Genomic DNA, 16695 nt, shown 5'->3' on the forward strand with positions numbered 1-16695 from the left:
GTGGCACCGTCGGTATGGACCACACGATAGTACTCTGTGACAACAAGACGGTCGACCCGACGACACAGTCCGAGATTCTGGAGGCCGCGGGCGCGAGCATCGAACTGCTCGACGAGAAGACGGAGTCTGCTGTCACCGAGGCCGTACAGGGCGCTCACGGTATCATCGTGGACGCGGCGACGCCGGTCACTGCCGTGTCGCTCTCGGCCACGGACACCCTGCGGGTGGTCGGCCGGGCCGGCATCGGCGTCGACAACATCGACGTGGACGCGGCCGCCGACCACGGTATCACCGTCGTGAACGTCCCCGACTACTGTCTCGACGAAGTGTCGACCCACGCGCTCTCGCTGTTGCTGGCCTGCGTGCGGTCGATACCCCACTACGACCGCGAGATAGCGGCCGGCGAGTGGGACTGGCGGACCGGCCGGCCGCTCCACCGGATGCGGGGCCGGACACTGGGCCTCGCCGGGTTCGGTGCCATCGCCCGGCGTCTGGCGTCGAAACTCCGCGCCTACCAACTCGACGTGGTCGCCCACGACCCCAACGTCGACGCGGCGACGATGCGGGACTACGGCGTCGAGAAGGTGTCGTTCGAGGCGATGCTGGACCGGGTCGACTTCCTCTCGATTCACGCGCCGCTGTACGAGACGACCCACCACCTGTTCTCGACCGCGGAGTTCGAGCGGTTGGACGAGGTCGTCCTCGTCAACACCGCCCGCGGCCCGGTCGTCGACGAGGACGCCCTTCTCGCGGCCCTCGAGGACGGCTCTGTGGCGAAGGCGGGACTCGACGTTCGCGCCGAAGAACCGCCGGGCCCGGACGACCCGCTCGCCGGCCGGGACGACGTGGTTTGCACGCCACACGTCGGATGGTACTCCGAGGAGAGCAGGGCCGACCTCTCCCGGGGGGTCGCCAGCGACGTGGCGGCCGTCTTGCAGGGGGAGGACCCGACGAATCCGGTCGACCCGGAGACGCCGTGGATTTGACTACCCGCCCTGCACGCACTCGTTGCGCGTGTCGTGCAGCACTTCCTCCGCGTGGCCCGACGGGTCCGCGCGGTCGGGGTCGTAGACGGCTTTCACTTCGCCGTCGGCCAGCACGAACGTCCGCCGGTTCGGACGGCCGTCCGGCGCGTCGACGCCGAACGCCTCGACCAGCGCGCCGTCGGTGTCCGCCAGCAAGTCGTAGAGGAGCCCCTCCTCGTCGGCGAACTCGGCGTGGGTCTCGACGTCGTCCGTCGAGACGCCGTAGACGGTGATGCCGCCCTCGCGGAACTGTGGGTACGCCTCCTGAAAGTCGCGGGCCTCGATGGTACACCCGCCGGTGAAGTCCTCGGGGTAGAAGTAGACGACCGTCGGTTCGCTGAAGTCCGGTGTCACCGTCTCGCCGTACTGGTTCTGTGCGCTCACGTCGGGTGCTGGGTCGCCTGCTTCGAGCATACCGCCACCTGGTGGGCCGCGGTTTTACGGATTTGGGTCGGGGCAGACGCGGGGACACTGTCGGTCCGGCCCAGTCGCGTTTGGACAACCATTTAACGAGCGCGGGAGAACCGGCGTCCATGTCGAACCCACGAATCCTGATTCTCGGACCGCCGGGAGCCGGAAAGGGCACGCAGAGCGCGAACCTCGCCGACGCCTACGGCGTCGAGCACGTCACGACGGGGGACGCCCTGCGGGCCAACAAGGACATGGACATCAGCGACATGGACACCGAGTACGACACGCCGCGGCAGTACATGGAAGCGGGCGACCTCGTCCCCGACGCCGTCGTCAACGCCATCGTCGACGAGGCGCTCTCGCAGGCCGACGGGTTCGTGCTCGACGGCTACCCCCGGAATCTGGAGCAGGCCGAGGAACTCGAAGGGATGACCGACCTCGACGTGATTCTCTCGCTGGACGTCTCCCGCGAGGAACTCGTCGACCGCCTGACCGGCCGCCGGGTGTGTGACGACTGTGGCGCGAACTACCACGTCGAGTTCAACCAACCCGAGGAAGCGGGCGTCTGCGACGAGTGTGGCGGCGACCTGATTCAGCGCGAGGACGACAACGAGGAGTCGGTGCGGAACCGACTCGACGTCTTCGACGAGAACACCGCCCCGGTCATCGCCCACTACGAGGACCACGACGGCTTCGTCGCCGTCGACGGCGAGCAGACCCCCGACGAGGTCTGGGCGGACATCGAGAGCGCGGTCGACGCACACGCAGAATAAACGTTGATAAGTCGCCACTGCTGAACACTGTACAATGGCACGCACCGCGCCGAAGGTAGAACGACTCGCCGACGAGGGCGAAGCAATGACCGACGCACTCGCCGAGGTCCTCTCCGTCGCCGAGGAGAAAGGTACCGTCACGTGGAGTGACGTCAGCGACGACATCACCAGCGGCGAGTGGGGCCGACTCATCGAGTCCGGCCTCCTCGTCGACGCCGACGGACAGGGGTTCGTCGTCGACGACCCGGAGGGCGTCCGCGAGGCCCTCGAGGAGTCCGACGCCACCCCCGAAGACGACGAGGACGACGGCGGCTGGAGCACGTGGGACAAACTGGCCGGCCTCGCGACGCTCGGCCTGTTCGCGGGCTACTCGCTCAACTCCGTCCGTAACGCCATCGGCGGCGTCATCGACGTGGCGCTGGGACCGCTCGCGGAAGTCGTCCCCTTCTACGTCGTCATCCTCGTCCTGGCCGTGTTCACCGGCTCGACGTCCTCGATTCTGCAGGACCAACTGATGGACATGTCCGGCATGGGCGACCATCAGGAGAAGATGCAGGACCTCAAGGAACGCCGCGAGGCCGCGAAGGAGCGCGGCGACGACGAGGCGCTGGACCGCCTCGAAGAGGAGCAGATGGAGCTCATGACCGACCAGATGGGTATGTTCAAGAAGCAGTTCCGCCCGATGGTCTGGATAATGCTCATCAACATCCCCATCTTCCTGTGGCTCTACTGGATGGTGTTCGGCACCGGGATGTCGCTGGAGCCACCCGTCGTCACGTTCCCGATACTCGGCGAGGTCAGCTCGTGGCGAGAGGGCGCTGCCGGGCCGCTCCAGGCGTGGATCCTCTGGTACTTCCTGTGCTCGCTCTCGTTCACCCAGATAATCCGAAAGGCGCTGAACGTCGAGACGACGCCGACCGGCACCTGACCCGTCCGCGACGGGTCCCGGTGCGGTCCGAAGACACAACTCCTTTTATCGCCACCCGCGGAGGGTGACTATGCTGGTTACCGTCTCTGGTCCCGCTGGCAGCGGGAAGAGCACGCTCGCGAAGAGCCTCGCCGACGCGCTTTCCTACGACCACGTCAGCGGCGGCGATATCTTCCGCTCGCTGGCCGAAGAGCGGGGGATGACGCCGCTGGAACTGAACAAGGCCGCCGAGGAGGACGACCAGATAGACCGCGACCTCGACCGACGGCTCCGGGACATCGCCGCCGAACGGGACGACCTCGTCCTCGAATCGCGTCTCGCCGGGTGGATGGCCGGGGAGTACGCCGACATCAAACTCTGGCTCACCGCACCGCTCGACGTGCGGGCCGACCGCATCGCGCAGCGCGAGAACAAGCCCTTCGAACAGGCCCGCACGGAGACCAAAGAGCGCGGCGACAGCGAGGCACAGCGCTACAACGACTACTACGACATCGACTTCGACGACCTCTCCATCTACGACCTCTCAGTGAACACCGCCCGCTGGGACCCACAGGGCGTCCTGAGCGTCTCGCTGCACGCCATCGACTCCTACCGGCCCGACGGCGACGAGGGGAAAGCGCCCGTCGAAGGCATCCGCTACGAGTTCTGAGCCGATGGCACTCCGCGACCCACCCGACGACCGCGACGTCGACGCCCTGCTCTCGTTCGGCGTCGTCAACCTCGACAAGCCCCCCGGCCCCTCGGCCCATCAGGTCGCCGCGTGGGTCCGGGACGCCACCGACCAGTCCCGGGTGGCCCACGGCGGCACGCTCGACCCGAAGGTGACCGGCTGTCTCCCGATTCTGCTCGGCGACGCCGCCCGCGCGGCGCGGGTGTTCGACGATGCTATCAAGGAGTACGTCGCGGTGCTGGAACTGCACGACCGCGCCCCCGCGGACTTCGAGTCGGTCGTCGCCGAGTTCGAGGGCGAGGTGTACCAGAAACCGCCCCGGAAGAGCGCCGTGAAGCGGCAACTGCGGACTCGCCGGATTCACGACCTCGACGTGCTCGAACGCGAGGAGCGTCGGGCCCTCCTCCGCGTGCGCTGTGCGTCGGGGACCTACATCCGAAAGCTGTGTCACGACGTCGGACTGGCGCTCGGAACCGGTGCCCACATGGGCGACCTGCGCCGGACCGCGACGGGCACCTTCGACGACGCCGCTCTCGTGTCGATGCACGACCTCGTGGACGCACTCGCCTTCGCCGAGGACGGCGACGAGACGTCCCTCCGCGAGGCCGTCCAGCCAGCGGAACGCGCCCTCGTCGCGCTCCCGCGGGTGACGGTCGCCCATAGCGCCGCGCGTGCGGTCGCCGACGGTGCGCCGGTGTACGCCCCCGGTGTCGTGGACGCCCGTCCCGCGGCGGTCGGTGACGCCACGCCGGACGAGGGTGCGCTGGTCGCCTGTTACACCCCCGACGGGGCGGCCGTCTGTCTCGGGACGCTGGTCGGCGACCCCGAGGCCGACAGCGGGACCGTCGTCGAACTCGAACGCGTCCTCGTCTGAGGGCCGATAGACGGGCCTTACTCGCGGGAACGCGGGGAGTCGGACCGGTAATTTCCTCGTTACCTACTGCTTGGTCCCGTCCTATCTACCGATGGGAGCGCAGACGGGACACACAGCAGTCGTCGTCGGTAACGGGTCGCCGGGCAGTATCGCTACCGTCCGTTCGCTCGGGCGGCACGGGGTCGACACCGTCGTCGCGTCTGACCTCGCTCTCCCGCCGAGCGCCCGTTCGCGCTACTGCGACGAGTTCGTCCCGCTTCCGACGCCGACGGACCCCGACGAGTACGCGTCGGCGCTCCTCTCGCTGGCCCGTCGACCCGACGTACGAACCATCTTTCCCGGCCGCGAACAGGATGCCTTCGTCCTCGCGAGCAACCGTGACGCGTTCGCCGACCACGTGGCCCCGCTCTGGCCGGCGTTCGAGACGGTCCGCGAGACGCACGACCGACTGGCGCTGTTCGCGACGGCGGCGTCGGCCGACGTCCCCGTCGCGACCACCGACCCGCTGGACGCGGTCACCGACTGGACCGACGAGCGTATCGTCAAGTCGCGGTACGCGCTCTTGACGGGCACGTACGACCGAGCCATCCCCTCACGCGACCTGCACAAGCCGCCCTCGACGGTGTACCTCGAACCGGGCCAGACCCCCGACCGGCAGGCGCTCGTCGAACGGATGGAACACGTCCCGGTCACACAGCCCTACGTACGGGGGACGGAGTTCTCCTTCCGGGCGCTGTACGACCACGGCGACCCGGTGGTGACGAGTCAGATACGCCAGCACCGCGGGTTCAAGTACACCGGCGGCGCCAGCGTCTACCGGGAGTCGGTCTTCGACCCGCGTCTCGAACGCGCCGGCCGCGCGCTCCTGGACGCACTCGACTGGCACGGCCCCGCGGAAGTGGAGTTCCGTCGCCCGACGGACGGCGACGAGTACCTGCTCATGGAGGTCAACCCGCGGCTCTGGGCCTCGCTGTCCTGTGACGTTCGCGCCGGCGCCGACTACCCGTGGGCCATCTGGCGTCTCGCCGGCGGCGACCCGGTGGCCGGGACCAGCGACTACGAGACCGGCGTCGGGACCCACCTGCTCCGCGGCGAGGCGTCGTACCTGTACAGCCTCTGGACCCACGACTGTCCGCTGGTGGACCCGCCCGGTCTCGGGACGGCACTCCGTGAACTCGTCACGTCGTTCCGTCGCCACCCCGACTGTGACTACCTCTGGCCGTCGGACCCGTGGCCCTTCCTCCGCGACTGCCGTCTCGCGGTCCGCTCCCACCTCCCGTGACCGCGGCACACCCCACCACGGCGCGGCCGAAGCGAAGCCCTTAATTAAAACACACTCGTCCTCCCGAGTGCGGGACCGTGGGGTAGCGGTATCCTCTGCCGATGGGGTCGGTAGGACCTGAGTTCGAATCTCGGCGGTCCCACTCCAATTTCACCCGGATGGAAATTACGAGGAGCATAGAGCTACTGCAACCAAATTCCTTAGCAGTGAATGGTGTACTAAACACCGGTCTTTAAGTGCGAGGTGGTCGGCTTGATTTCCGACGCCTCCACAACGGAACCAACGCCGGTTGTCTGCGAGTTCTGTGGGTTCTCTATTACTGACGACGGGCAGAACTGTCCCGCCCTCGATGACGGGAGGTGCCGCCCATGACCGTCACGCTGGAGACGCCGTGTCTCACGGACGGCAACTGGGTCCGACGATCGGCCGACTCTCGGGGCGTCGACGGTCACGATCTCTGCGACCAGTGTTTCCCCGACGGCTGGGACACGGTCGCCGAGAAAGACGTCGAGACGTTCCTGACGACTGGTCGAACGCGGTCGAAACTCCACCGGAGTATCGACACTGGTGACGACGCCGACACGAGCGGATTCGGCGACCACGACTACCCCGACCAGACGCTCGCTTCAAGAGTCCTGAACGACGAGGTCACGGTCGAACACGAGTTCGAGTGGGACCGCGCGGGAGGTGACGCGTAGATGGTGTCGCACGACGACGAGTGCGAGTCCTGCGGTGCCATCGGTCGAACGACGGTGACCCGCTTCGCGGACGGGTCGCGCTACGAGATGTGCGAGCCCTGTACCCGCGATTGGCTCCTCATCTGGCGCCACTGGTGCGAGATCCAACCCCAGCAGGCCAACCGGGTTCGTGCGCAAGCTAACCGGGATACTCTCGCGCGTAGTGACGGTGGTCGGCCGATAACCGACGGTGGTCAGTCTGCGGACGCGACTGACCGGGAGGGGTCGCAGTGACGCTCTACCCTTCGGGTGGTGAGGCCGCGACACTCGTCCTCGCCTACTGTCTGGTGTCGTGGTTCGTCGGCGGACTCTACGGCGCCTACGCGTGGGAACGGGCCCACCGCGACCGGTCGCTCCGGGAGATCTGTGGGTTCGGCGACGAGGAGGTCGCCACCGACGGCGGCCGCGACACCTTCGCGTGTGACGGGTGTGGCGACGAGACGCCGATCGGATCGCGCTGGCGGTACCTCCGCCCAGACCAGCCTGACGACGAAATCGCGACCGATCATCTCTGCCCGCGCTGTTCGACGCGGAAGGACTCGTCCCGACTGTTCCGGTCGGCCGACGATATCGGAGGTGGTGCTGGTGAGTAAGCGCACCATCGCCCGCGAACACCTCCTCGGTGCGACGGTATGGGCCTACGCTGGCGGCACCGCCATCGTCAAGCCGTGGACCAGTCGTGACCACTTCTCCCGGTTCTGGAGGGTTGGGTCGTGAGTAGTACCACGGAGCTGGCCGACCCGAAGGCCATCGGCCTCGACGTTGAGGACCTCGTCGTCGGCACCGTCGATGCGCTTGCAGCCGCCGAAGACGACGATGCCCATCACGACGCTGTCGTGACCGAGCTACTCTGTCCGTCGCTCGTCGACGCCGACGTGCCTGTCGTGTTCTGTGGGACGCCGCTCGTGCCCGTGGGCGCCCACGTCGAGATCAAGGCGTGCAAACGCTGGACCAGCGACGGACCGGGTCGGTCCCGCGGTCGGTGGGTGCTGAAAGGTCGTGACGACGGCCAGCACGCCGCGCTGCTGGACGGCGCCAGCTACTACGCGCTGGCCGTCTACGAGACGACCCCCGGCGATGAGCGCGTGCTGGTCGCGATTGCTGTAATCCCGGCATCGCTCCTAGACGAACACCTGCGTGGTCGGTGGCGCGAGACCGACCGTCGCGAGGGCACGCTCGCGAAACTCGGGTGGCCGCACCTGCTCGGCCGCGTTCTCGGGGGTGAGCCGGCGTGACGACGGTCACGGCCGTCGACCTGTTCTGCGGTGGCGGCGGGCTCTCGACGGCACTCGCCGAGGCGTGCGAAGACCTCGATCGCGACGTCGAGCTGGTCGCGGTCAACCACTGGGGGAAAGCCATCGAGACCCACGAGCGAAACCATCCGTGGGCGACGCATCTGAACGCGAAGATCGAGGAACTCCACCCGCCAGACGTCGTCGATCCCGGCACCGTCGATATCCTCATCGCGGCGCCGGAGTGTACACACTTCTCGACGGCGCGGGGTGGCAAGCCGGTCACCGAACAGGCCCGCGCCAGCCCGATGCACGTGCTGGACTGGGTCGGCAAGCTCCAGCCCCAGACGCTGCTGCTGGAGAACGTTCCCGAGTTCGAATCGTGGGGCCCGATCGTCGACGGCGAACCCTCTCGTGACGGGACGAAGTTCGACGCCTGGAAAGCCCAGCTCGAGGCCGACCGCTACTCGGTCCGGCACACGAAACTGAACGCCGCCGACTACGGCGACGCGACCTCGCGACGACGGTTCTTCGTGATGGGGCGCCGAGACTACCGCCCGTCGTTCCCCGAGCCGACCCACAGCGAGGACGGCGAGGTGCCCGGCACTGAGCCGTACCGAACGGCTGCCGAAATCATCGATTGGTCGGACACTGGTGAGACCCTCTGGACGCGCTCGCGTCCGCTGTCGAACAACACGATGCAGCGCATCGCCGAAGGCATCCGCCAGCACTGCGACGAGCGGCTGTCCGCCTTCGCCGAGGCCGTAGCGACCCTCACGCCCGACGACGTCGAGGCGATGCAGGCCGACGTGGTCGCCGTCGACGACGTTCAACAGGCCGCCGCCGAACGGAGCGACCCGTTCCTCGTCGAAGGCCCGGCGGCGATCGCCGACCGGGACGAGACGACTGCGCTCTCGGTGCCGATGGTGATGGGCCAGCACTCGAACGCGAAGGCGAAGGACTCCCGCGAGAGTCCGCTTCCGACCATCGCGACGCGAGGGGCGATTCACTACATCCACGCCGATGCGTTCGTGTTGCCGCGCAACGGTGCGTTCCGTGGGCTCCACAGTAACGCGACGTACGAGGCCGACGACCGGCCGCTCCACACGGTCACGGCGAAGAACCACGACGGCCACCTCGTCTCGCCGTTCCTCGTCGAGTACTACGGCAACAGCGACGTGAAAACTGTCGAAGAACCGCTGCCGACGGTCACGACGAAAGACCGACACGCGCTGTGTCTCCCCGACCTGTACCCGTGGGGGCTAGACCTCCGGTACCGGATGCTGCAGCCGCGTGAGTTGGCGGCCGCGCAGGGCTTCCCACCGGATTACGAGTTCGCGGGGAACAAGACTGAGACGACGAAGCAGATCGGGAACGCGGTACCGGTCAACCTCGGGAAGGCACTCGTCAAACAGCTCCTCCTTCCGACCGACCAGCCCGCTATCTCACAGTGGGAAGAGTCTGACCAGCCTGTCGACGGGGAGGCCGATGACTGATGCCGTCGACGCACCAGGGCAGCGAGATCCGCGAGCGGTTGCGCTGTCCCGACCTCGCCGACCGTCTGGGCGAAGACCCGGCCCGCTGGCTGGATCAGGACCTCATGGCCCGGTCGACGAGACGACAGATCGATCACGAAGGCACGGGTCCCCAGCAGGTCCGCCTCGTCGAGGACCGGGACGTCACGACCGCGGCGATGGTCGTGTTCTCGCTCATCGACGGCATCGACACGATCGAGCGGGTCCGTATCTGGAAAGCGGTCGAACGACGGCTGGCGAACGACCGGTACGACTCGGCGGTCGACCTCGAGGAGCCTCGCGGGGCGGTCATGCACCGGCTGGACCAGCGCGAAGAGTGGCTTCGGTTGCATGGCGAGCGGCCCGACCGGCTCCCGCACGGCCCACGCCGGCCGTGTGAGTGTTGCGAGGACGAGAGCGGTGTCACTGCTGGCGACCTTCGGGAACGCGACGCGGCAGCTGCCGAACGGCTCACCGAGGGGTACTCGCGGGACGGCGTCGACACGAGTGAGACCACACCGGAGACCGAGGCAGCGACGCTCGGTGAGTACGCGACCGACGGAGGTGCGTCGGAGTGACGCACGTCGCGCCGCACATCCACGAGGCCGACGCGTGGCTCTACTACGGTCCCGTCGCCGCCGGCAACAGCGAGGCCGTCGACTACGATGGGCTTGATCCGTACTGGGCGCTTGCGGACCTGCTCATTAACGAGTGCGACGGGTACGCCGAACTCTCCGACGTCGTCATCGACGGCGAGGTGTGCGACCTCCGGTTGAACTACTCGACGTCTGGCATCGCGCCTCGCCCGACCGATCCCGTCGACAGTGACACGCTCTACGAGTTCGATATCCACGTCGACGGTGAAGGCGAGCGCAAGTGCAACTTCAACGTCTCGCCGCGGTTCCCGTCCATGCGGAAACCCGATGGTGAAGAGCTGACGTTCCCGTTCAACCACACCGACGCCGATGCCGGTGTGAGTGTGCACGCCCAGCCGTCGAACATCGATCTCGACGAACTCCCAGGCCTGCTGGCGCGGGCGATCTTCGAGCTCGCCGACGATGCTGGAGTCGGCCTGTATCACGGCTACTTCGACGCGCCGTTCGATGGGCACGTTACGGCCGTCGAGCGCTATGTCCGCCTCACGCGGTCGATGAACGAGAAGCTCATCGGCACTGGTGGCGTCCTCGACCGGCTGACGATGCTCTTGTCGGATGCCACCGGGACAGCTGGTGAGTACAAGTGGGACAACGAGGAGGAACGCGGCCACCACCACATCCTCAAGCACGGGTCTGTGAGTGCCGAAGAACTGGTCCCACAGCACCGTCTCGGCGGGAACATCAAGAGCTACCTCCCGGAGAACCCGGAGAACTTCACCCCAGACGATCCGCTGTACCATCCGAAGCTCGGTGTGAAGTTCGTCGCCGGGCGGACGTCGACGGGGTCGGTCTCCTGGGCCGACCGGCACGACGTGATTCAGGAACTCGACGAGCGGCTTTTGTCGTTGCTCTCGTGGGCTGGTGTGCCGACCGAGGCTGGCGGCACGACGTTCGTCGCCGACGATCACTTCGAAGCGGCGCCCGCAGAGTCGTCGGTGCCGATTCACGAGGACCCGCTCCCACGGCTGGAGACCCAGCAGGAGCACTTGCTGCTGACCGTGCTGCGGGACATGACGCCGACCGACCAGTCGATGACCGAGACCCTCGCGACCGACGGCGGGATGCACGCTGAGCAGCTTGCCGATGCGACCGACACGTCGCTGTCGACGGTGTATCGAATGCTCCAGCGGCTGGAGGGCGTCGTCACCAGCGATAACGGCCACGTCCGGTTCGTCTCGGAGAAGCTTCGGCAGGAGGTTCGCGGGCTCGTCGAGTCCGTCGAGCACGCCATCGACTCAGCAGCCGACCGGGCCGCTCGTATCGTCGACATGGACGTCCGGCAGTCGTCGTCGTCGGCGTTCGACCGGTGGCTCGCGAAGTACGGCGCCGAGTTCGAGGCGCCCAACCACGAGGGGCAGCGCCCAGTGGTCCGCATCGACACGGTGCTCTCAGAGCTGAAGTCGACGAACCAGCCACTCGTTGGCGACGTCATCGGGGAGATGATCCGCGCCTGGAAGACCGACGGTCGTGATCCGGCGACGCTGCTGGACGCTGTCGTCGAGGTCGCCATCGACGGCACGCAGTACACGCGCCCGGCCAGAACCCTCCGGTAGCGCCCGACAGCCGAGAGGCATCACTATCCAGCGTACTGGTTCTTTATAAGTGGTAACGCGGCCGAACCCCGTAACCCCTGTTTCGGGTGCAGTCGGTTCCCGGCTTGTTTCGGTCTCATCGGCAGTTGGTTGTCGGTCGCGTGCCCGCCCGGCGGGCAGCACCCCTTAGCGGGTGTGGCTAAGGCCACGCCCCTGCGGGGCGCAAAAATACACCCCGCCCCGCTGCCGCAGACTCCAGTTGAAGCACGCGAAACAAGGGTGTTGATCGAGGCTCTCTCACTATGGCTGGTATGTAACTGGGAATAAATTTATCAGTCACAAATCAGTAGAACCCGATATGTTTGGGAACAACCACAATGACGACACTACCAAACTTCAAGACGCGATTATAAACGAGTACGATCTGGGTGTCTCAAACCCGAAACAGATTGCAGCGAACTGCGACTGCTCTGAGAGTTACGTCAAGGAGACGTTGAACGAATTCCGGCCTGACTGGGACAACGACAGTGGATTCAGCTTCATGTGAGATACTGGAGGCGCTACGGCGTCTCCCTCCACGTCACTTCGAGCAATTTGTTGCCGATGTCTGGCAGGAACGTCAGGGGTGGGCAACGGAAGTGATGGATGCAGGCCCAGACAAGGGCCTCGATGTCATCGGACAACCACCTGATGGAGGCCCAAAAACTGCCGTTCAGTGCAAGCGCTACGCAGCGGGGAACAAAATCACGAGCAGGGATGTCCAGCAGTACGCTGCTCTGAGACAACAGTGGGACGACGTTGAGGGTGTAACAATTGTCACGACGAGTTCCTTCACGAAGGACGCCCGAGAGTTGGCAGACAGAATGAGAGTGAAGTGTATTGATGCCGACGACCTCGCTCAGTTGGTTCAGAGGTACGACGCCCTTGATATCCTGGAATGGTACGACAACGGTAAATCTAAGTAAAATAACAATGACAGATGATGATCTTCGGTTCGGAGACGTAGATGGTAATACAGAAACCGGTGACAGAGATATTGCCGATCTAATCCGTCAAGTAGTAATCTTGCTCCTCGGAGCCTATATTGTCCTCAAAATGCTCGAAATACTGTTTAACGTCCCAGTTCCGATGGTATGAGGATGTATCTGGGGTAGTGCTCTTACAGAAGGTTGAAAACGCGTGCAGTCCAGATTTGTGGCTTTATTCGTCGTCTACATCACGTTCAACACGTGAGTGAAAGAACCTGGCGAAGATTGCGGGTCCTTTATACCCCTTCTGTCCTTCGAGCGGGGGTTCTTTGTCTCTGATATCAGCCATGGTGAGTATACCTATGTGTGGCAGAACATAAATCCTTCCGACGTGCAATGACAGTAGTGACATAGTTATTGACGTTAATATCATGCTATAAAGGAAATATGAAAGGATATTTGAGCAATATCTCAAATGCCTGTACATCGAGGAGCCGATATACGTTCCGAAAAATCAGAGATTGATGCAAATATCAAATTACTATACGTAGGTGCTATTCTACTTCGCAAATGCGGTAAATAATTCGAGATATCCGATTTTAGGAGTAACGGGAGCAAAAATATTTAACTGACCCTGTGTACAGAGTTAAGATATGTCCTCAGAATCAGAGTTTCAAATTGACGGAAGTACTAGAATGCAATTTACGTCAGTGACTTTGACAGAAGGCCAACTGAAGAACCTCCAAGAGTTTGGAATCATTGAGATAAACGATGATCCGGGGTTTTCAGCCCCTAATGTCCGGACGATTGATCAGGCTAAAATCGATCTGAGGAAACTGAAACAGCTGCTTTACCAGTACCAATTGTTAAACAGCGTAGCGAGCAAAGTCGAGACCGAGATACTTGAATATTTTAGAGAATCAGAAGGAAGAACTCATACGACAGGAGAGCTGGCGGAGGCGATAAATCGCCCCAAATCCAGCGTTAGTCGCTCACTGGGAAAACTCGTTGAGAAAGACCATCTAGACAAAGTCCAAGATGGGGTATATCGAAGCAAATAAATATATCGTTGAAAATAAATGGTATCAAATCAGAAACGTAGATGAGATATTTTTATGACTGACTCTGAAGAATCGCCATCTGAAGATCTGTCTTACCCATCTAATATTCGCTCTCTTAAAATCACACATGAAGAAGCACGAACCGTACTGGACCATCAAATAAGTATTTTAAATGATATAGATAACAAGGCAACCAGAACTGTTAGGATTACAGCTGTAATTTTGGGAATTATTGTTTCTGCCCCGTCTGTGATAGAGAATCCAAATACGTTTGTAAACCCATTTACAAAGTGGGGTATCGCTGGACTTGTTCTTTCAATCTCACTTGGGATGTTTACCTACAGTAGCTCATCTCCAGACTTAGGTCCGAATTCAAGTGATATTAACAGAATGCTGGATAATAAATATCGGGATGATGAATGGCTCGTAATCTTACTAGATTCATATGAAGATTGGATTGACAGAACTCAACAAGTAAATCAGTTCAATGGTATATTTTTAGCGTTGTCACAGCTTTCACTAATTACATCCCTCAGCCTATTAGCATGGGGAGTTAAGAAAGGAATGCAAATTGAGTTTAGTGTTTTCGGATTTTCAACAGCTTCATTACCTATATTGACAATCTTTGCACTTTCAGTCGTATATCTCTTGTATATATCTGGGTGTAAGATATGTAGAGAATACAATTAGTGCCTTCTCTACAATTGAGTGGACACTCATTGGTGTTTGTGTGAATTCTACTAGGTGAGTCTGTATTGAAACGTTTTGAACCCAGTCAGACTGACACCGCCCGTCGGTCCCGTAGAGTTCAGCCTGAGCGCCCGCAGAACCTTCGCTCGGAACTCGCTGTTGACCATGGGCGGAACTCTGCCACTCTGGCCTTGTAGTGCTACCCCAGCTACAACTCGTCCAACAGCTTCTCGGCCTTCTTGTCCCCGATACCGTCGACGCGCTGGAGGTCCTCACAGTCGGCCGCGTGGAGATCGGCCACCGTGTCGAACTCGTCAGCCAGCTCTCGAGAGAGTTCATCGCCGATGCCGTCGACGTCGTCACACATGTCTCGAATCGTACTCGCCCGGTCGTCGACGAGGATGCCCAGCCGGCGTTCTAACTCCGTCTCGTCGATCTCGCCATCGAGATACGCTTGATGCACCTCCTCGACCGGCGACGGACCGGGATCGTCGGACTCCAGCCAGTCGCTCACCACCACGTACGAGCGGCCGACGACGAACACGAGTGCGGACAGACCGACCAGCAGTGCCCCGATATCGGTCATACCTGCGTGCGTCGACGCCCACACGCCGGACACCAATCCGTCGACTGTTCAGCCGCACAGCGGACGCACGCGACCAGTGGCACCTCGAACGGCACACTCACGGCATGTCGACCTCCCGGACGCGCTGGGCGTAGGCGGCGACCAGCACGACGAGGCCGGCGACGATCGTCTCGGCGGGCACCTCCGACGGCAACAGCGGGACGTTCCCCGCCGCGACGGGGGCGATGATCAGCCCGACGCCGAGGACCCACAGCAGTTTCCCCGGCGTCGGCGCGGCGACCGAGTCCAGCACGATCATGCCGAGGCCACCCACCGCGAGGGCGACGCCGATCACGACCGGCGCCAGTCCGTCCACGAGGAGATCCCCGACCACCGCGACGGGCAGCGCCGCCACCAGCATCGCGGTCGCGAGCTTCGCGAACACGCTACTGTTTGCCATCAGCGGCTCCTCCCGACGAGGTTGCTCACCGTCTGACCGATGTTTCCGTTCCCGAAGCGTCGGTACGCGAGGACGGCCGCGCCGGCCAGCAGGCCCACGCCGGCGACCGTCGAAGCCGTGCCGCCACCGCCGCCCGTCCCGGTCGGGCCGAACGCGGAGCCGCCGCCGAGCGTCCCCGAGAGGTCCGTCGTTCCGTTGAACGCCGTCCCGTTCGCGTACTCGCCGGAGTAGTCCAGCGTCGGGTTCTCGACCTGCGAGGCGTTGTTCGTCACGCTATCCGAGAGTTGGCCCTGATAGAACCGCGTCGGGTCGTCGAACTCGCGAGTACCGTTGTATACCGGGTCGCCGCTCTCGTTCCGAATCGTGTAGTCGAACTCCTCGACGGGTTCCGGCGATTGGACCGTGACCGCGGTGCCGTTGCCGGTCAGCGACGACTCCAGTTCCGCGAACCGGACGTCGAGGCGTTCGTCGAGTGTCGGCGTCGCCGTCCCGTTCGTCTCTGTGGTCGCTCGCTTCGGCGCGTTGATGATGAACGTCGCCTGCTGGATCGACTTGACGGCGATGAACCCTTTTGTCTCCCACACTGCCGGTTCGTCGCTGATGATCGTGAAGTTGTACGTCTTGCCGTCTAAGAGGTTCACGAACGCCTTCGTGTTGTGGTTGAACGATGTGACCGAGACTGTGCCGTCCGGGCGCTCGGTGTACAGTTTCAGATCGTCGGCGAAGAGGTCGTTCTCGGTCCGGTCGTCGAGGCCGAACTCCATCTCGAAGCGGTCGGTGTCGACCATCGCAAAGTCGACGCCTGTGACGTCGCTACCCGATACCGTGACGTTCTGGGAACTGTTCTTGTAGCCCGATTTCGACGCCGTGATCTCGTAGTCGCCGTCCTTCAACGAGAACGAGTAGTAGCCCGTGGCGTTCGTTGTCGTCGACTTGCCGGTGTCCGTTTCAACCGTGGCGTTTTCGAGTGCGTTGCCGTCAGTGTCCGTGACAGTTCCGGAGACTTTGGAGGTCGAGGGTTGTGCGTTACCGACGATATTGTCGATAACCATGTGGGGTCCTTGATAGGTCCGCTGGTCCCAATTGACCGCTCCGATACTATTCCCATTCTGGTAAAACGCGATAGAATTGCTTTCAGAAATTAAATTTCCGGACGTGTCGTAAGCCGCCACCGTGTAGCTGTTTGAACCGTAATCCGGTCGGAAAAAGACCCTAACGTGTTCTTCTGTTGGGAAAGTAACGTTGGTATCGTACCACGATGAACCATCATAGTACCGAATAGTTACGCTCCCACTCCCCGCGTTATAGCGATTATAC

At 63.0% G+C, this 16695-nt stretch carries 22 protein-coding genes and 1 tRNA gene; 19 read left to right on the forward strand and 4 right to left on the reverse strand.

Annotation, left to right across the window (positions count from 1 at the left end; translation table 11 throughout):
• The first annotated feature begins 14 nt into the window (after positions 1 to 14).
• Positions 15 to 986, forward strand: coding sequence for a C-terminal binding protein (locus tag EGH21_RS12485; protein ID WP_220618810.1), 972 nt, complete (start codon positions 15 to 17; stop codon positions 984 to 986).
• Here the strand turns inward: EGH21_RS12485 and EGH21_RS12490 are convergent, their stop codons facing one another.
• Positions 987 to 1439, reverse strand: a complete 453-nt coding sequence (locus EGH21_RS12490) for a peroxiredoxin (RefSeq protein WP_220618811.1) — start codon at positions 1437 to 1439, stop codon at positions 987 to 989. It lies immediately after the preceding gene.
• 119 nt (positions 1440 to 1558) lie between these two features.
• Between EGH21_RS12490 and EGH21_RS12495 the strand changes: the two genes are divergently transcribed.
• The 18 genes from EGH21_RS12495 to EGH21_RS12575 all read left to right on the forward strand — a co-directional run bounded on the left by EGH21_RS12495 (position 1559) and on the right by EGH21_RS12575 (position 14353).
• A complete protein-coding gene (locus EGH21_RS12495; protein WP_220618812.1) occupies positions 1559 to 2209 on the forward strand; it encodes an adenylate kinase in 651 nt (216 codons plus the stop codon).
• Between the two features lie 34 nt (positions 2210 to 2243).
• On the forward strand, positions 2244 to 3137 hold the full coding sequence (locus tag EGH21_RS12500; RefSeq protein ID WP_220618813.1) for a DUF106 domain-containing protein: 894 nt from the start codon (positions 2244 to 2246) through the stop codon (positions 3135 to 3137).
• 70 nt (positions 3138 to 3207) lie between these two features.
• Positions 3208 to 3786: a (d)CMP kinase gene (gene cmk / locus EGH21_RS12505; RefSeq protein WP_220618814.1), complete on the forward strand. Its 579-nt coding sequence runs from the start codon at positions 3208 to 3210 to the stop codon at positions 3784 to 3786.
• Positions 3787 to 3790: 4 nt separating this feature from the next.
• Positions 3791 to 4681, forward strand: coding sequence for an RNA-guided pseudouridylation complex pseudouridine synthase subunit Cbf5 (locus EGH21_RS12510; protein WP_220618815.1), 891 nt, complete (start codon positions 3791 to 3793; stop codon positions 4679 to 4681).
• 91 nt (positions 4682 to 4772) lie between these two features.
• Positions 4773 to 5963 (forward strand): carboxylate--amine ligase, encoded by a 1191-nt coding sequence (locus tag EGH21_RS12515; RefSeq protein WP_220618816.1) that lies wholly within the window; start codon positions 4773 to 4775, stop codon positions 5961 to 5963.
• A gap of 71 nt (positions 5964 to 6034) precedes the next feature.
• Positions 6035 to 6105: transfer RNA gene (locus EGH21_RS12520), tRNA-Pro, on the forward strand.
• A gap of 226 nt (positions 6106 to 6331) precedes the next feature.
• On the forward strand, positions 6332 to 6661 hold the full coding sequence (locus tag EGH21_RS12525) for a hypothetical protein (protein WP_220618817.1): 330 nt from the start codon (positions 6332 to 6334) through the stop codon (positions 6659 to 6661).
• The gene (locus tag EGH21_RS12530) at positions 6662 to 6934 is read left to right on the forward strand and encodes a hypothetical protein (RefSeq protein WP_220618818.1); all 273 of its coding nucleotides are present in this window, start codon (positions 6662 to 6664) and stop codon (positions 6932 to 6934) included.
• Positions 6931 to 7293 carry a hypothetical protein gene (locus EGH21_RS12535; protein ID WP_220618819.1) on the forward strand — a complete coding sequence of 121 codons (363 nt, stop codon included), beginning with the start codon at positions 6931 to 6933 and terminating at the stop codon, positions 7291 to 7293. Before EGH21_RS12530 ends, EGH21_RS12535 begins: the two co-directional genes overlap by 4 nt.
• Positions 7286 to 7417 carry a hypothetical protein gene (locus EGH21_RS24420; RefSeq protein WP_268899061.1) on the forward strand — a complete coding sequence of 44 codons (132 nt, stop codon included), beginning with the start codon at positions 7286 to 7288 and terminating at the stop codon, positions 7415 to 7417. Before EGH21_RS12535 ends, EGH21_RS24420 begins: the two co-directional genes overlap by 8 nt.
• Positions 7414 to 7935 carry a PD-(D/E)XK family putative nuclease gene (locus tag EGH21_RS12540; RefSeq protein WP_220618820.1) on the forward strand — a complete coding sequence of 174 codons (522 nt, stop codon included), beginning with the start codon at positions 7414 to 7416 and terminating at the stop codon, positions 7933 to 7935. The genes EGH21_RS24420 and EGH21_RS12540 overlap by 4 nt, the downstream gene beginning before the upstream one ends.
• A complete protein-coding gene (locus EGH21_RS12545) occupies positions 7932 to 9428 on the forward strand; it encodes a DNA cytosine methyltransferase (protein WP_220618821.1) in 1497 nt (498 codons plus the stop codon). Before EGH21_RS12540 ends, EGH21_RS12545 begins: the two co-directional genes overlap by 4 nt.
• Positions 9428 to 10024 carry a hypothetical protein gene (locus EGH21_RS12550; protein ID WP_220618822.1) on the forward strand — a complete coding sequence of 199 codons (597 nt, stop codon included), beginning with the start codon at positions 9428 to 9430 and terminating at the stop codon, positions 10022 to 10024. Before EGH21_RS12545 ends, EGH21_RS12550 begins: the two co-directional genes overlap by 1 nt.
• A complete protein-coding gene (locus EGH21_RS12555) occupies positions 10021 to 11655 on the forward strand; it encodes a DUF7845 domain-containing protein (protein WP_220618823.1) in 1635 nt (544 codons plus the stop codon). The genes EGH21_RS12550 and EGH21_RS12555 overlap by 4 nt, the downstream gene beginning before the upstream one ends.
• 337 nt (positions 11656 to 11992) lie before the next feature.
• Positions 11993 to 12181, forward strand: a complete 189-nt coding sequence (locus EGH21_RS12560) for a hypothetical protein (protein WP_220618824.1) — start codon at positions 11993 to 11995, stop codon at positions 12179 to 12181.
• Positions 12162 to 12599 carry a restriction endonuclease gene (locus tag EGH21_RS12565; RefSeq protein ID WP_220618825.1) on the forward strand — a complete coding sequence of 146 codons (438 nt, stop codon included), beginning with the start codon at positions 12162 to 12164 and terminating at the stop codon, positions 12597 to 12599. The genes EGH21_RS12560 and EGH21_RS12565 overlap by 20 nt, the downstream gene beginning before the upstream one ends.
• A gap of 656 nt (positions 12600 to 13255) precedes the next feature.
• Complete coding sequence (locus EGH21_RS12570) at positions 13256 to 13663, forward strand: helix-turn-helix domain-containing protein (RefSeq protein ID WP_220618826.1); 408 nt, start codon at positions 13256 to 13258, stop codon at positions 13661 to 13663.
• Positions 13664 to 13717: 54 nt separating this feature from the next.
• Positions 13718 to 14353 carry a hypothetical protein gene (locus tag EGH21_RS12575; RefSeq protein ID WP_220618827.1) on the forward strand — a complete coding sequence of 212 codons (636 nt, stop codon included), beginning with the start codon at positions 13718 to 13720 and terminating at the stop codon, positions 14351 to 14353.
• Between the two features lie 208 nt (positions 14354 to 14561).
• Here the strand turns inward: EGH21_RS12575 and EGH21_RS12580 are convergent, their stop codons facing one another.
• From EGH21_RS12580 to EGH21_RS12590, 3 genes are all read right to left on the reverse strand, one after another.
• Positions 14562 to 14939 (reverse strand): helix-hairpin-helix domain-containing protein, encoded by a 378-nt coding sequence (locus EGH21_RS12580; RefSeq protein WP_220618828.1) that lies wholly within the window; start codon positions 14937 to 14939, stop codon positions 14562 to 14564.
• 97 nt (positions 14940 to 15036) lie between these two features.
• Positions 15037 to 15378 (reverse strand): hypothetical protein, encoded by a 342-nt coding sequence (locus EGH21_RS12585; protein ID WP_220618829.1) that lies wholly within the window; start codon positions 15376 to 15378, stop codon positions 15037 to 15039.
• A complete protein-coding gene (locus tag EGH21_RS12590) occupies positions 15378 to 16430 on the reverse strand; it encodes a carboxypeptidase-like regulatory domain-containing protein (RefSeq protein WP_220618830.1) in 1053 nt (350 codons plus the stop codon). The genes EGH21_RS12585 and EGH21_RS12590 overlap by 1 nt, the downstream gene beginning before the upstream one ends.
• Between the last annotated feature and the right edge of the window lie 265 nt (positions 16431 to 16695).

The sequence above is a fragment of the Haloarcula rubra genome (assembly GCF_019599465.1).
GTDB lineage: Archaea > Halobacteriota > Halobacteria > Halobacteriales > Haloarculaceae > Haloarcula > Haloarcula rubra.

What these genes read in the sequence shown, in the direction of transcription:
- EGH21_RS12485 (WP_220618810.1), top strand. Translation starts at nt 15, where the DNA reads ATGGACCACACGATAGTACTCTGTGACAACAAGACGGTCGACCCGACG.
- EGH21_RS12490 (WP_220618811.1), bottom strand. Translation starts at nt 1,439, where the DNA reads ATGCTCGAAGCAGGCGACCCAGCACCCGACGTGAGCGCACAGAACCAG.
- EGH21_RS12495 (WP_220618812.1), top strand. Translation starts at nt 1,559, where the DNA reads ATGTCGAACCCACGAATCCTGATTCTCGGACCGCCGGGAGCCGGAAAG.
- EGH21_RS12500 (WP_220618813.1), top strand. Translation starts at nt 2,244, where the DNA reads ATGGCACGCACCGCGCCGAAGGTAGAACGACTCGCCGACGAGGGCGAA.
- cmk (WP_220618814.1), top strand. Translation starts at nt 3,208, where the DNA reads ATGCTGGTTACCGTCTCTGGTCCCGCTGGCAGCGGGAAGAGCACGCTC.
- EGH21_RS12510 (WP_220618815.1), top strand. Translation starts at nt 3,791, where the DNA reads ATGGCACTCCGCGACCCACCCGACGACCGCGACGTCGACGCCCTGCTC.
- EGH21_RS12515 (WP_220618816.1), top strand. Translation starts at nt 4,773, where the DNA reads ATGGGAGCGCAGACGGGACACACAGCAGTCGTCGTCGGTAACGGGTCG.
- EGH21_RS12525 (WP_220618817.1), top strand. Translation starts at nt 6,332, where the DNA reads ATGACCGTCACGCTGGAGACGCCGTGTCTCACGGACGGCAACTGGGTC.
- EGH21_RS12530 (WP_220618818.1), top strand. Translation starts at nt 6,662, where the DNA reads ATGGTGTCGCACGACGACGAGTGCGAGTCCTGCGGTGCCATCGGTCGA.
- EGH21_RS12550 (WP_220618822.1), top strand. Translation starts at nt 9,428, where the DNA reads ATGCCGTCGACGCACCAGGGCAGCGAGATCCGCGAGCGGTTGCGCTGT.
- EGH21_RS12560 (WP_220618824.1), top strand. Translation starts at nt 11,993, where the DNA reads ATGTTTGGGAACAACCACAATGACGACACTACCAAACTTCAAGACGCG.
- EGH21_RS12570 (WP_220618826.1), top strand. Translation starts at nt 13,256, where the DNA reads ATGTCCTCAGAATCAGAGTTTCAAATTGACGGAAGTACTAGAATGCAA.
- EGH21_RS12575 (WP_220618827.1), top strand. Translation starts at nt 13,718, where the DNA reads ATGACTGACTCTGAAGAATCGCCATCTGAAGATCTGTCTTACCCATCT.
- EGH21_RS12580 (WP_220618828.1), bottom strand. Translation starts at nt 14,939, where the DNA reads ATGACCGATATCGGGGCACTGCTGGTCGGTCTGTCCGCACTCGTGTTC.
- EGH21_RS12585 (WP_220618829.1), bottom strand. Translation starts at nt 15,378, where the DNA reads ATGGCAAACAGTAGCGTGTTCGCGAAGCTCGCGACCGCGATGCTGGTG.
- EGH21_RS12590 (WP_220618830.1), bottom strand. Translation starts at nt 16,430, where the DNA reads ATGGTTATCGACAATATCGTCGGTAACGCACAACCCTCGACCTCCAAA.